Source organism: Paenibacillus rigui (assembly GCF_002234615.1).
Classification (GTDB): Bacteria; Bacillota; Bacilli; order Paenibacillales; family NBRC-103111; genus Paenibacillus_S; species Paenibacillus_S rigui.
On sequence record NZ_NMQW01000013.1, the window covers coordinates 152,007 to 166,091 of the forward strand.

Genomic DNA, 14,085 nt, shown 5'->3' on the forward strand with positions numbered 1-14,085 from the left:
CATTTTATGAACCATCCCTTGAAAATGTCATTGAACACAACAAAAAAACCTTGAAGGCTTCATCCGAAATGGATGTCCATCAAGGTTTTTGAGTTTGCAAAACATGCTACTGCTTAGGAGGATAGACCCCTTGCAAAGCTATAATGAAGGTCAACACCGTATAGGGCTGCATATTGTTATGCGGTTGAGATCCCCCTGCTGCGGAAAGCGCCAAAGGGTTCATCGGCGTATCTGGCGTAGAGGTATAGAATGCAAAGCCGCCGCGTCCGGGTGCGCCTGCATTTGCCCATACGGTTGCGGCTGGAGTCACTTGATCCGATGCGGTCTGCGCATTTGCTGTATGGGTATGATACGGAATTTCGTTTTCCAACAAAGTTACGTCCGCTTCGCCCCCTGTTTCACTGTAGGTACGAGGCGTTAGTCCCGGTCCGTTCCCCCAATGCATCGGTGCACGCCCTCTTAAATCAGGAACAGCAAAATTCGTTTTGCCATCTCCCCCATAGGTAGCTCCAATGACGGAAAATAAAGCTGTGTACGATTGAATTGGCAGAAGATGTCCGTCGCATAGCGCCCAGCCGATCGGGGCAAAGTTTCCTGAAAACAATCGAATCTCTCCAACATACGGGTCCATGATATCATTCCTTTGTTTGAGATTAGTTTCTGGGCGGATAAACTCCCGTTACCGCGATACAGAAATTCAATACTGTGTAAGGCTGCATATTTCCATGAGGTTGACTGCTCCCTGCAGCAGCCACCGCATTCGCGGACATCGTAGTGTTCGCCGTTGCTTCATAGGGCGTGACGCTGGTCGACGTCCCCCATACATTGCCGGTAGGAGTTGCGGCGGTCGAATTTGAACCACCGACCACCTGATGCGTATGCTGCGGCATCTCGTTGATAGTTAACGTATGGGACTCCTCTCCCGCCATCTGACCAAGCGGTGTCGTCGGAGATACTTGAACCGGGGTTCTCCCTTGCAGATTAGGAACGGCAAAGGTCACGCGCCCGTCACCGCCATATGTAATTCCAAGAATCGAAAACAGCGCCTGGTTTTGTTGGATTGCCAACAGCTGTCCGTTGCACGGTATCCAGCCCTTCGGAGCAAAGTTTATAGGAAATAAACGAATTTCCCCAAGAAAAGGTTCTGCCATAAATAATCCCCCTTACCCATTATTTAAAATTTATCCTTGAGTGGGATATATCCCCTCTACTGCCATAATAAACGTAAGTGTTGAGAAAGGCATCATGTTGTCATGCGGTTGACTGCCCCCTGCGGAACCTATAATCGAGGGATTCATCGTCGTATTGGGAGCGGCATCCGAATACTGATTTTTATCACTGGTAGCCCAAAATGCATTGGCCGGATTGGATTGGGTCCCTGGAACACTGGAAGCGTTGGGCAAATGTGTATGGGCAGGCAGTTGACCTTCCAGTAAAGTCACAGTTTCCGAACCTGCCATTTGCCCAAGCAGGTAGCTTGAGCCTGTCATGTAATTCGTCCCCATATGCACCGGAATTCTTCCCCGCAAATCCGGTACGGCAAAGTTCGTCTGGCCATCTCCCCCGTATGTCGTTCCGATTAAGGTAAACAAAGCTTCATACTCGCTGATCGAAAGCAATTGCCCATTGCACAACACCCATCCGACTGGAGGGTAGCTGCCGGAAAACATGCGAATTTCTCCTACATACTGATCACTCATGTGCTTGCTCCTCTCTTTTCTCTTCCATACCATTGAAGCTTAACAACAATCGATTAATTCAGGAAATAATATGAATATCTAGTACAATTCTACTATAGTTTCATAAAACGTATTTTGTCAATTATTGTATGAATAACTCGTTTGTCAAGAAGTCTCATCGTCATTTACCAAAAATAAATCCGCCTCATCTCCATGCAGAGAAAGGCGGATTTTGTTTGAGGCAGGGAAAGAACAGCTAATTTAAGGAATCCATACTTCGGCTTCACTTGCCTCCGATTGGCGGGTTGCATTATGCGTTCTGGAGGCTTCCTCGATATCAGGGAATGCCCAGAACGACGGCTGTACATCAGACCAGGTCGGATCGTTCACTCCCGTTAACGGTCCGCGCTGGAGGATGCGGTTGATAATCACCACCGCCTCCGCCCGAGTCAACGCCTGATCCGGCCGGAACGAGCCATCGGCGTATCCGGTCATGAGCCCTTTGCCCGCAACAGCGGCGGCTTGATCGGCTGCCCAATGATTTTGCATGTCATGGAATAGCTTTTTGTCCTTGGACGGCTCCAGCTTCATCCATTTTATAATAATCGCTGCCATTTCAGCACGTGTAATCGTCGCATCTGGCTTAAAGCTTTGGTTCGGATAGCCGGACAGCAGACCGGCTCTCACTCCCGAACGAATCGCATCCGCTGCCCAGTAGCCTGAATCCACATCGGTAAAGCTCGTCGTTGCCGCCCCTGCATTGGACTGGCTTGAGCCTGTTACGATGCGGGACAGCAGGGCGCTCATTTCCGCCCGGGTCAGCGATTGTGCGGGTCTGAAGGTGCCATCCGGGTAACCCTGGATATAAGGCTCATGGTGCACCGGAGCTGCTCCAATGCCGGTGGATACGATCGTAAATGTACTGAATTTATTCACTTGAATTCGAATACCGGCAGGACTGCCTTGCGTATCCGTTACAATTTCACCGCGCTCCAGCACCTTCTCGCCGTCGGAGTGCTCAATATACACCCCAAGCGTTGGCAAGAACAATTTTCTTTGGGCTGCATCCCCGGGAATCGTGCTTGGATCGACCGGGAACGTCACTTGAACCGGCACCTTCGGCAAATTTGTTTCAATCGTCATCGGCATGCCGATGACCCGAGCCTCACCCGATTTAACAACTTGCCGTATAACGTCGGCCGTGACGGTTCTTTGCTTCACAGCCTGCTGCTCTTCCTGCTTTCGGACAGGAATAAAATTGAAGTAATACTCCTTGCCGTCTGTGATGCTCTTCAAAACGTCATTTGACAAATAAACCTTTGCATGCTCGGTACGAATCTCAAGATTGAAGGCTTTGCCTGACAAACGGGCAATCACACTCGCAGGGAGTGTAACCTTGACAACATCCGCCGGATCAGCCAACAGCTCATCAATGAAAATTCTCAACGTTTCCTGATTTGCTTGAGACGCATTGATGGCCTGTTCTGTCTTCTCATCGCTCATCACAATAGCGTCGATTTTTTTCCCATCGGCTTCTTCCCGCACGATTTCGATTTGCGCAACCACCTGGAATGGATCCGTCCCCCCGGCTTCGACCTTCACCTGCCGGACATTGGGCGAAGAGCCGCTGCCACCGGACCTGGATCTGCCTGACCCTTCAAATACAATGATTTGGCTTTGTGCCCGCAGGCCGCCATAGGTTGCTTCCACAACCGAAGTACCGACGCTTGTCCCCGCCACCTTACCGTCCGCCGACACAGTGGCACCCGTACCAGTCAGCGAGTAGTTTGCCTTGGTGGTGACGTCCACTTGGGAACCGTTGGAGTATTGAGCAATAACCTGGGTCTGCTGCTCCTGCCCTACCCTGATTTGGTAAGCAGACTCCCCGAAGGAAAGCGCTACGGCAATCGGTGTTACGGTCAATGTGCTTTGTGCTGTCTGTCCGCCATAAACGGCACGGAGTACCGTCTGTCCTGAAGCTAAAGCCTTGATGATCCCCCGTGTAGATACATCTGCAATCTGGTTATTGTCCGCATGGAACACAGCCTGATTCGTCACATCAATCTCCTGCTGGTCCGAATATTTCATGATGACCTGATAGGGCAGCTCGCTGCCCTCGGCAGCTGTGTAATAAAGCTCATTGAACCGCAGCCCGATGGGCTTCGAAATGACATGCACCGTACGGACAACTTCCTGGGCCGCATTACCTGCAAGATCGACAGCATGATAGCGCAGCTCGTACGTGCCGATTTGATTCACATACACGGAGCCGGTCACCGTGGCCTGAGCCGCTGCAGGATGCGCATCCTGCACCTGTGCTCCCTGTTCAACGTAAGTGTCGCCTTGATAGAGCGTGACGACGGAATCGCCGTTCAATCCAATCGTCGGCGCCGTTTTGTCGATCTGAATATCAGCAGAAAGAGCGTCGCTCACATGATTCGTCGGATCGATAACCCGGGCATAAAATACAGTCAGCCCTTCCTGTGCAACGACGACCGGACCGCTATAGCTGCTCCACACCCCATCCGATCCGAGTCTATACTGAATTTGATTGCCCGGATCGCTTACGACCTCAGCCGTTACATTTTGATTTATCCAGCCGTTATGGCTAAGGGTGATGGAAAGATTGTTGCTGACCAGCACCTGCTGAAGAGCCCCCATATTATGAAAGGCACCGTCGGCCGTATTGCCCGCCGCATCGGTAATGGCCGCTCCGTTTAGCGACACGGATGCCGCCGCTGCGCTGATGCCATCTGTATCCTGATCCTGGATCCGTACCGTATACCGGAATCTCAGCTGGCTTGGCGTCACGGATTCGACGTAAACGGCATCCGCCACTGAGGATCCTATTTGTAGTTGAATGGAAGGTGTTCCTCCTGAAATATCCAGAACAACCGGCTCACTGTAAGTTACCGTGAAATCCAGGTTCGCCCCTGCATGATACGTGCCGTTCACCGGCACGCTGACCGAGCTTACTACTGGAGCTATCGTATCCACCAATACGTCGCTCGTGCCGCCAACATTGTTCAGCGTCAAGATAGTATCGTTGCCTGCTGCATCCTTGATCGTACCGCCGTTCAGGGTGACGCTCGATGCCGTCTGAATGCCGTCTGCATCATTGTCACCAGACTGTATCGTGTACCTGAACACCAGTACATTCGTACTGGAACCGGATACGTATGAAGCTTGAACCGGTGTTGAGCCGATCGTCACGACCAGATACGGCGTACCGCCTGCCGTGTTCACTGCTACATTTTCATTGTAATTTACTGCAAAGTCCAGATGGGCTCCGGCTTTATAGGCACCGTTCGCAGGCACACTCACGCTGCTTACCGTCGGTGCGACCGCATCCACCAGTACCCCGCCGGTGCTGCCTACGCCGTTCAACGTCAAGGTGGCATCGTTCCCCGTGCTGTCACGCAAGGTGCTGCCGTTCGAGGCTATCGCACTGCCAACCGTGATCCCATCGGCATCCGACTGACCGCTAAGCACCGTATAACGGAATACAAGCGTATTCGTACCGGAACCTGACACATAAGATACATTCACCGTTGTCGAGCCGATCGTCAAAGGCAAGTACGGTGTGCCGCCTGCCGTATTCACACTGACAGGTTCACTGAAGTTTACCGTGAGGTCGAGATTCGCTCCGGCAACATAAGTGCCGTCCGCTGGCACCGTAACATTGGTAACCGTTGGCACAATTGCGTCTACTAGTACGCTGCCGGTTCCGCCAACGTTGTTTAACGTCATATCGGCATCGTTACCTGCCGCATCTCGCAAGGCAGCACCGTTCAAGCTCAATGCTCCTACAGCGACTCCGTCATTATCTTCATGTCCGCTTAGCACCGTGTATTGAAACAGGAGCGCGTTCGTTCCTGAACCTGACATATACGCTGCCTGGACCGAGGTCGAACCGATCGTCAGCATCAAGTACGGATTGCCTCCGGACGCATCCACCGTGACATTTTCGCTGTAATTCACTGTGAAATTCAGCTGATCCCCCATCTTGTACGTCCCGTTAGCCGGTACGCTGACAGAGCTGACTGCCGGTGCTGTCGTATCGACCAGCACACCGCTCGTTCCGCCAATGGCGTTCAGCGCCAAGACCGCGGGGTTGCCTACCGCATCCTTCAGTGTGCCGCCGTTCAGCGTCATGCTTGATGCAAGCTGGATGCCATCCGCATCATTGTCCCCCGCCTGTATCGCGTAACGGAACACGAGTGCATTCGTACCGGAACCCGACACATACGACGCTTGCACCGGCGAGCTGCCGATCGTCAGCGAAATATAAGGTGTGCCACCGGTTCCATCTACCGTTACATTTTCACTGAAATTGACCGTTACATCCAAATTCGCTCCCGCTTTGTAAACACCGTTTGCGGGCACGCCCACGCTGCTTACCGTCGGTGACGCCGCATCGACAAGCACAGCGCCGGTACTGCCTACGGCGTTCAACGTCAAGCTGGCGCTGTTGCCTGCACTGTCGAGAAGTGTACCGCCATTGGCAAGCAGCGTGCTCCCTACTCCGATGCCATCCGTATCGCTCTGACCGCTCAGCACGGTATATTGGAATGCGAGCGTGCTGGTGCCTGAGCCTGACACATATGCTGCCTGCACCGGCGTAGCGCCAATCGTAACAGGCAGGTAAGGTGTACCGCCTGCCTTATTCACCAATACATTTTCGCTAAAGCTCACCGTGAAGTCCAAGCTCGTACCCGTCGCATAGACCCCGTTCGCCGGCACGCCCACACTGCTTACCGTTGGTGCGATAGCATCTACAAGGATTGCGCTTGTATCCCCGACATTGCTTAGCGTCAACACTGCGTCATTGCCAGCCGCATCCTTGCCTGTGCCCCCGTTAAGGCTCAGCCCGCTTCCCAGGGCAATGCCGTTCGCGTCGCTCTCCCCATTCTGCACCGTGTACCCGAACACAAGCGCATTCGTACCGGAGCCCGATACATACGAAGCCTGTCTTGGCGCAGAACCAATCGTAACAGGCAAGTATGGCGTACCACCTGCGGTATTCACCGTTACATTTTCGCTGAAGTTCACTGTGAAGTTCAGTTGATCCCCCAGCTTGTAGGTGCCGTTTACCGGCACGCCAACCGATGTCACCGTTGGGGACGTCGTATCCACCAGCACCGCGCTGGTATTACCGACGCCGTTTAACGCTAACACCGCATCGTTGCCTGCCGCATCCTGGATTGTTCCGCCGTTCAAGCTCAGCGCACTGCTTACAGCAATGCCGTCCGTATCGTCCTGGCCGCTCTGTACCGTGTACCGGAACAACAGCGCCCCCGTACCCGAACCGGATACATAAGAAGCCTGCACCGCCGCGGAACCGATCGTCAATGGCAGATAAGGCGTACCGCCAGCCGTGTTTACCGTTGCATTCTCACTAAGGTTTACCGTAAAGTCCAGAGTGGCTCCCGCTTTGTATGCGCCGTTCGCCGGCACGCTGACCGAGTTGACCGTCGGGGCTACTGCATCGACCAGCACCAGGGACGTACTGCCCACGCTGTTCAGCGTCAGTATTGCGTCGCTACCGCCGGTATTCTTCAGCGTGCCGCCATTCGCATTTATGGAGCTGCCCACCGAAATACCGTTCGAGTCGCTTTCGCCGCCCTGCACCGTGTACCGAAATACTAATGCGCTGCTCCCCGACCCGGATACATAGGACGCGTTTACTGTAGATGAGCCGATAGTGATTGGCAAATAAGGCGTGCCTCCGGTCGTATCCGCTGTGATATTCTGGTCAAAGTTTACGGTGAAGTCCAAATTTTGTCCCGTCTTGTATACTCCGTTGGCTGGCACAACTACCGAAGCAATAACCGGGTTGCTCGAGTACGTAACACTTAGGGTTGGCGCATTAACTCCGCCTGATGTTTCTTTGGAGGCGATTGCAAATTGGCTTGTCGTCCCTCCGGATGTACTGCCGCTCAGCACCAAAGTGACAATTTTGTCACCCGATACCTGACTACTTACAAAGCCGGTAACATCTACAGTCAGATCTTGCCCTGACACAATCCCGGAAGTGATGTTTGATGCAATACTCACATCCTTGGAGGGAACGGTTGCTGAGCTTTCTGTCCAGCTGTCATCATTCGATCCGTTAACATTTAAGAACGGGGCTACCGTATTGGTTCCTAAATCTGTTACTCTTATTTTCAGCTGCGCACTAGACACATTCACCGGACCTGTGATCGAAGTCAGGTCAAACTTCAAAACTGTTTGTGCACTGCCGTAGGCAGGATCAAAATAATTTCCTATCCAGTTGGCGTTATTATATGATGGATCACCGCTAGCATAATGCCCTGAATTATCCACGAAATAATCCGCGGTTGTGGTAAAAGGAGTCGTCGTCGCCGCATAACTCGTATAAGCAGGCAGTAAGCCGCATACCAGCAGTGCAAACAGCGCCGATGCGAACAACCTTCCTGCATAATCAAAAAAACCTCTCATACTTTGCCTCCTCGCCATTCTCGTGTTTGGTGTGTCCCAATCCAAATTCCTTTACTTTCCCACCCTTCCTTGTTCTGCATAGGAAGCATCATTATGCTTGCATGCCCCTTGGTTTAGTTGAGATTAGACTTTCCATATTCATTCGACATTTTCCTTCAATTCCCTTTAATTTGTAAACCCTTACATCAACTAAAGCATACAAAAATTAACATGGATAACCGGTTTCCCTTCCTTCCAATTTCTCAGGATTTAAAAAAAGACCGCTATCCCCCAAGCCCTATGGCTGGAGGAAGCGACCCTCAATTATGGAAAATATAAGTTCAAAAGCAGCTAAGCTCCAGCTTCCCCAAAAAGCTTGGATAAACTGGCCATTTCGAGCTCCTCGAGCTTCTGAATTGCCGCGTCTCGCTGCAATTCCCACACACATTGCTCGATCGCGCACTCAATAGGAACGTCCAATCGGATACGTGCCAAATCCCGTGATAAATGCAGCATATCCAGGTTTTGCTCGATTTTGGTTCTCACGCCTTTGGGAAGCTGATCGAGCGCTTCAAGACATCCTTCGATGGACTGGTATTCGGCAAGCAGCTTCAGCGCCGTCTTTTCTCCGATTCCTTTTACCCCTGGATAGTTGTCGGCCGTATCTCCCATAAATGCCTTGAGATCAATGACCTGCTGCGGAGTCAGCTGCTTTACTTCCATGAGCTTCTCCAGATCATATACCGTATAATTGGAGCGCCCTTTGTTCATGATAACCACCTTCACTTGCTCCGAGATAAGCTGAAGCATATCATGGTCGCCCGATAAAATGTACACGTCCATCTCTTTGCCGTATGTACGTGACAAAGTGCCGATGCAATCGTCGGCCTCGTAGCCCTGCAGGCCCACATTCGGAACCCCGAAGCTGGCGACAACATCCTTCACCAAGTCAAACTGCGGGATCAGCTCCTCCGGGCAATCCACCCGATTGGCCTTGTACTCGCTGTACTGCTCGTTGCGGAACGTACCGCCGCCCATGTCCCAGCAGCAAATGACATGCGTCGGTTTAAAGGTTTGCACCGCATCCCAGAAATATTTGACGAAGCCGAATATGGCATTGGTCGGTGTACCTGTGCTTGTTCTCATAATATAACCGCCATAAGAAGTCGCATAAAAAGCCCTGAACAATAAGGCCATGCCGTCCACCAGCAGGACCGATGGCTGCGGCTGGGCGGTTTGCTTATCAACAGCTTGCATCTCTTCAATGATCAAAATCATCTCTCCCATATTCCATTTCCTCTAGTATACCATGAGTCACAGAAGTCGGGGGACACTGGAAAATACAAACATAAGGCTGCCGCCCCATCCCTAGGATGAAGCCGGCAGCCTTATGTATTTTTATGTGGAAGGTTGTTATCCTAACCCTCGACAAAGTCTTGCCTCAAGGCGCATAATCGCCATTATAACTGACAAGAACAACATCGTTCACACCCGCAAGTGCTGATATTTCGTTAACAAACACTGTATTGTCGTTTTTCAATTTGATCTCTACCGTTACTTCAATTCGTTCTTTACGTACCGTTTTCGACTTCAGAACCCCATGCAGCTTGTTAATATGGTATTTCACACCGTCGTTTGCCTCTTCGGTGTAATGAATCACCAGCAAATAGGCGGAATCCTTCGTTGTTTTTTTGCTCAACAGATAAACCGTTGCCCCCATAACCAGGGAACCGACGATCGCAATAGGATACATTCCCGCCCCCGTCGCAATCCCCGCCGTGATGGACCAGAACATAAATACAATATCGATCGGATCTTTGATCGCCGTCCGGAAACGAACGATACTTAGTGCTCCTACCATCCCAAGAGACAGGACGACATTGGAGCTTATGGTCATAATAATCAACGTCGTCATCATGGTCATCAGTACGAACGTAATGTTATAGCTGTGGCTGTACACCACGCCGCGAAACGTCTTTTTATAAACATAATAAATGAATAAGCCGATAAGAATGGCGATCAGCATTCCTATGCATACGTCCAGATAAGAAACCTTCGCGAATGCATTCAGCTTGAAAATGCTGTTCTTAAAAAAATCGTTGATGCCTAACTGTTGCTGCTCTTCCACTATGCTCTCCCCCAGATTAACTATGATAATTCATACTTATCTCTCTGCAAATCACATATTTCGATATAGCTGATCGTTGATGTGCATCAAGCAGTAAGATTCTTCGAACGACATCCGGCAAGTAATTGTTATATTTCACTTCCATGACCAAATAAGGCAGATCAAATGCTTGCCGGACAATGAGATCCGGATCGAATATATCGAGCGAAGCTATGCTGGACATTAAATCTTTGTCGAAGGTGACCCTCACGTCTCCCGCTTCCATTGTATAGGCTTCTCTCACATAATCAACCACGACGCGGGGCTTCATCAGATGATTCTTGCACTCCAGATAGAAGTCCTGAGCCAGCCCTCCCGGCTTGCCTTTCAGGAATTCAAATTCACCGCCCATAAGCTGGTCATACTCCCCACGCGTTAAGCGCAATCCCTCTTTGCTGATGTAACTTTCGAACTTGCTCTTCCGTTCCAGATTAATAACGGCATCGCTTTTGTTGTAGACACGAATCCGGTACTTGTTGCGTTGAAAGACCCCATAATTTTTCTCGTATAATGAAGTATCGAAGGCATCGTCGAAATAGAGACTTCGAATATGATAGCCGGACTCGTCGACGGAATGTTTATCCTGCTTCATCACAGCTTTAAGTCGGATCCGCAGGCTCAAGTATTCCGGATAGCTAATATAATATTTGAGCTCATGACGGAGCTGTCTGCCTTTATAATGCATCTTGCAAGCTCCTTACCTTGTTTTACTGGGAAATATGGAACAGCTTACTCTCGCTGTCGGTAAGATGCAGCCCTGTTTGGAGCTGCTTGAACATAAAGCTTGGACGTTCCTTTGCGAAATGCTTCATTTCCTCTACTTTGCTTCTCCATTGCTCCATCGTGCCGCCCCATTTCTGCAAGTGCTCGGGCATTTCAGGAGCAAGCTCCTCCTCAATGGCCGTGATGACGGACACGACATGCTCCGGATCGAACGTATGGTTCATATGATAAGCGAAGCGCTCGATGAAAAGCTGATGAAACTCCTCATTTTGCAGCAGCTTGTTCAGCATATACGGTGCTAAATGCGCAGGCTTATTCGTATTTTGGGCCTTCTTCGAAGCGATCAGCCTGAGTAAAGTGTCATCTTGGGAATTTATGAAGCTTTCATCGGTATCATAGACGATCCAGCGCCATTTGCTGCCGCTTGCAGACGATTTCCAGTAGCGGATATTGTGCCCCGGCCAATCAGTATTCGCAATGTACACTTCCGTAACGATATAATCAATGAAGTTTTGAATATCTATCCTTTGTCCGATTTGCCGATACGTTTCCGGGTTCCCAACGTCGCCTGTATCGAGCAGCTGGAGCAATGAATTGAAATCTTCCCGATCTCCGCTTTTGACAGTTCCATTGGACTCCAATAGATCAATCTGTTTCGCGTCTCCCCCGTGATGGTCCGCCAAAAACGCGGTATCGATTTTTTCCCGCAAATCATGAACTCCCATATACTTTTCATTATAGTAGACTATGACCGGGCGATAGGCTTGAGCATCGATTCCCGTTGGAAGCAGCAGCTCCGACACCATCCCGTCACGAAAATGCGTTTTCGCAAAATCTTGCCCCGAATTCCGCAGCACAATCGAATGATACGTGCCGATTTCCTTAAACTGCGGAAACAACGGATAGTTCAGACCCTTTTTACCGAAATCAACTGCCAGTGCTTTTTGCGGGAGGGTTCGCGTGTTGCCCCCGAATATTTTCGCATCGCCTTGCCCCGTAGCTTGTACCTCTCCGTCGGGGGCCCGCAAAGTCATCTCCACCGGAATGGATCTGTCCGCCCAAAAATTGGCGCCTTTATAAGGATATTTGCTGGAGGCGTGCTCACCCATTTCATAGATGCCTCTATCCTGCGACCATAAATCGTCGGGATTCGCCTTAATGACAACGACCGGAAGCCGTGAAACCGGCTTGCCGGTTTCCGTTTCCTTAGCAGGAGCCGGAGGCGTCTCCCGCTGCCCGTCATGTGATCCGCCCTTCAGGGCTGCCTGGCTGAAGAACAGGATACCTGTTATCGCGATCACCCCTGCTGCGCCATACAGAATCCAGCGGATGCTTCTCCTCATCATTTCACGTATTCTCGGACACCATGGAATAGGTTTCCAAATGCATCTTCAAAATCGTCAAAAGCAATTTGCGAATTTCCTTTGCTGTCGCGCACTGTCACTTTCCAGTAGTAAGTGCCTTTGGCAAGCGGCTTATCCATTGTAAACGTGGAACCGCGAATATCCTTTTGAGCTACGATCACTTTCTGGAAGCCCGGGTCCGAGCTCAATGTAAAGTCATAGACCAGATCGTCCCCCTGCAAATCGTATGACTGGTCCCAATTGAAGGTCACCATGCCATTGGTATCGGCAGGATCCGCCAAGAAAATAGGCATCGGCTTTTCAAGATTTTTGTAGTAGACATCTTTGTTTCTCAGGGGCTCGTCGACAATGCGCCAATATTCTTTTTCATAATTATCGATCCCCATCGGCAAGGAGTACAGATCCGGCTTCTTGTTAACGAATTCTTTGGAAATCGGATAATAAGCCTTAAGCAGATTGGTAACCTTGTCCTTGGAAAAATACTGGGACAATTGCTCCATTTTGTCGTTTAAAGCCTTGATATTGTCCGGGTTCTTGAATACGCGTTTGGCAAGCGTCGTCCCCCAGTAGTTGGATAGCCCCCGGATCCATGGAGCATTCTTGTCGGGTGCGTCTTGTGCTCTCTGATCCATATATCCCCATGCCCCGTCGTAGTCCCATGGCAGGAAGAAGAATTGCTCGGAATCGCTCGGGCTATACAGCATAAAGTTCTGGGCATTGCTATCCGTATCCCCTAGCAGAATGTTCGTGGCAACCCAGGTGAAGTAATTATCTTTGTTAAAATGCTTGTCCAGCACCTCGTTGATGTCCTTCGTATAATCATTTAGATCATCCAGCATGGACAACAGCTTTTTATGATTTTCACTTCCGTATATTTCCAGGATCTTCTCGAATTCTTTCTTGTTATAGCCTTCTTCCGTGGCCAGTTTAAGCTGATTCGGATATCTCAGAAACTCGAAGTTAACCACCTTGTACAAATTTCCGTTCGGGTCCAATCCATGGAATTTGAGATAACTTTTGTTGGGCTGTTCAACATTCGTATACAAACCATAGTCCACAAACTGCTGATCAGGATTGGGTTTGGTCAAATCCTTAATATGCACATGTACAAAATGGCTTCGAAGGCTGGTAAAGTTCGGCAATCCCTTAAACAAGTCATAGCTGAGCTTGTTGCGAACACGGGTGAGATCGTACGGGCTTTTAATCAGATTTACCGTTTTTTGTTCGTTCCATAAGCCCGCACGGCTGTTCAGCTTAATTTTATACGATTTCTGGTTGGCCGCCCGAGTCGAGGAGCCGCGTATATTCAGTGTGCCGTTGGCTGATTTCTCACCGAATCCGAAATAGCCATCCTGCGGTCCATTCGGAGTGCCTTCCTGAAAAATAACTTGAACCTGCGGATCACTTTGGCCGTCAGGCATATGCCTGGTTTGATGGTTAATATCCTCAAACGTAAACTCCTTGTTATCAGCGGTTGTTCCGCTCTTGACAATCGTCAAATAAATATCATAGAGCTGATCAGGCTTATCTCTACTATAAACACCTACATCTTCCTGTAAGACTTGCAGCTCCGGCTGACTCGTCTTCTTTTCCGCAGCCGCTGGAACAGCCGCCTTAGGCGCATTTGGCTGGGAGCTGCATCCTGCAAAGAGTGCGGCCGATAGCAGCAGCAGTGCCCCTGCCCTATATCTTCTTGCGATCATAAGATTCC

9 protein-coding genes are annotated in these 14,085 nt (G+C 50.3%); all 9 read right to left on the reverse strand.

Annotation, left to right across the window (positions count from 1 at the left end):
- Nucleotides 1-106 precede the first annotated feature (106 nt).
- The 9 genes from CF651_RS09395 to CF651_RS09435 all read right to left on the reverse strand — a co-directional run bounded on the left by CF651_RS09395 (nt 107) and on the right by CF651_RS09435 (nt 14,077).
- The gene (locus tag CF651_RS09395) at nt 107-631 is read right to left on the reverse strand and encodes a phage tail protein (protein ID WP_094014599.1); all 525 of its coding nucleotides are present in this window, start codon (nt 629-631) and stop codon (nt 107-109) included.
- Between the two features lie 22 nt (nt 632-653).
- Nucleotides 654-1,151 (reverse strand): phage tail protein, encoded by a 498-nt coding sequence (locus CF651_RS09400; protein WP_094014600.1) that lies wholly within the window; start codon nt 1,149-1,151, stop codon nt 654-656.
- A gap of 30 nt (nt 1,152-1,181) precedes the next feature.
- Nucleotides 1,182-1,700 (reverse strand): phage tail protein, encoded by a 519-nt coding sequence (locus CF651_RS09405; protein WP_094014601.1) that lies wholly within the window; start codon nt 1,698-1,700, stop codon nt 1,182-1,184.
- A gap of 240 nt (nt 1,701-1,940) precedes the next feature.
- Nucleotides 1,941-8,141: an S-layer homology domain-containing protein gene (locus CF651_RS09410; RefSeq protein WP_179232744.1), complete on the reverse strand. Its 6,201-nt coding sequence runs from the start codon at nt 8,139-8,141 to the stop codon at nt 1,941-1,943.
- 330 nt (nt 8,142-8,471) lie between these two features.
- Complete coding sequence (locus CF651_RS09415; protein ID WP_094014658.1) at nt 8,472-9,377, reverse strand: 5'-3' exonuclease; 906 nt, start codon at nt 9,375-9,377, stop codon at nt 8,472-8,474.
- 184 nt (nt 9,378-9,561) lie between these two features.
- Nucleotides 9,562-10,248, reverse strand: a complete 687-nt coding sequence (locus tag CF651_RS09420; RefSeq protein WP_245855808.1) for a DUF4956 domain-containing protein — start codon at nt 10,246-10,248, stop codon at nt 9,562-9,564.
- Between the two features lie 16 nt (nt 10,249-10,264).
- A complete protein-coding gene (locus CF651_RS09425; RefSeq protein ID WP_094014603.1) occupies nt 10,265-10,972 on the reverse strand; it encodes a polyphosphate polymerase domain-containing protein in 708 nt (235 codons plus the stop codon).
- A gap of 22 nt (nt 10,973-10,994) precedes the next feature.
- Entirely contained in the window at nt 10,995-12,356 is a 1,362-nt protein-coding gene (locus tag CF651_RS09430; protein WP_094014604.1) for a CotH kinase family protein, read from the reverse strand.
- Nucleotides 12,353-14,077, reverse strand: a complete 1,725-nt coding sequence (locus tag CF651_RS09435) for a CotH kinase family protein (RefSeq protein ID WP_094014605.1) — start codon at nt 14,075-14,077, stop codon at nt 12,353-12,355. Before CF651_RS09435 ends, CF651_RS09430 begins: the two co-directional genes overlap by 4 nt.
- Nucleotides 14,078-14,085 lie beyond the last annotated feature (8 nt).

Excerpts from the sequence above, each read along its gene's own strand:
- CF651_RS09425 (WP_094014603.1), bottom strand. The coding sequence starts at position 10,972 with ATGCATTATAAAGGCAGACAGCTCCGTCATGAGCTCAAATATTATATT.
- CF651_RS09415 (WP_094014658.1), bottom strand. The coding sequence starts at position 9,377 with ATGCAAGCTGTTGATAAGCAAACCGCCCAGCCGCAGCCATCGGTCCTG.
- CF651_RS09435 (WP_094014605.1), bottom strand. The coding sequence starts at position 14,077 with ATGATCGCAAGAAGATATAGGGCAGGGGCACTGCTGCTGCTATCGGCC.
- CF651_RS09405 (WP_094014601.1), bottom strand. The coding sequence starts at position 1,700 with ATGAGTGATCAGTATGTAGGAGAAATTCGCATGTTTTCCGGCAGCTAC.
- CF651_RS09410 (WP_179232744.1), bottom strand. The coding sequence starts at position 8,141 with ATGAGAGGTTTTTTTGATTATGCAGGAAGGTTGTTCGCATCGGCGCTG.
- CF651_RS09430 (WP_094014604.1), bottom strand. The coding sequence starts at position 12,356 with ATGATGAGGAGAAGCATCCGCTGGATTCTGTATGGCGCAGCAGGGGTG.
- CF651_RS09400 (WP_094014600.1), bottom strand. The coding sequence starts at position 1,151 with ATGGCAGAACCTTTTCTTGGGGAAATTCGTTTATTTCCTATAAACTTT.
- CF651_RS09395 (WP_094014599.1), bottom strand. The coding sequence starts at position 631 with ATGGACCCGTATGTTGGAGAGATTCGATTGTTTTCAGGAAACTTTGCC.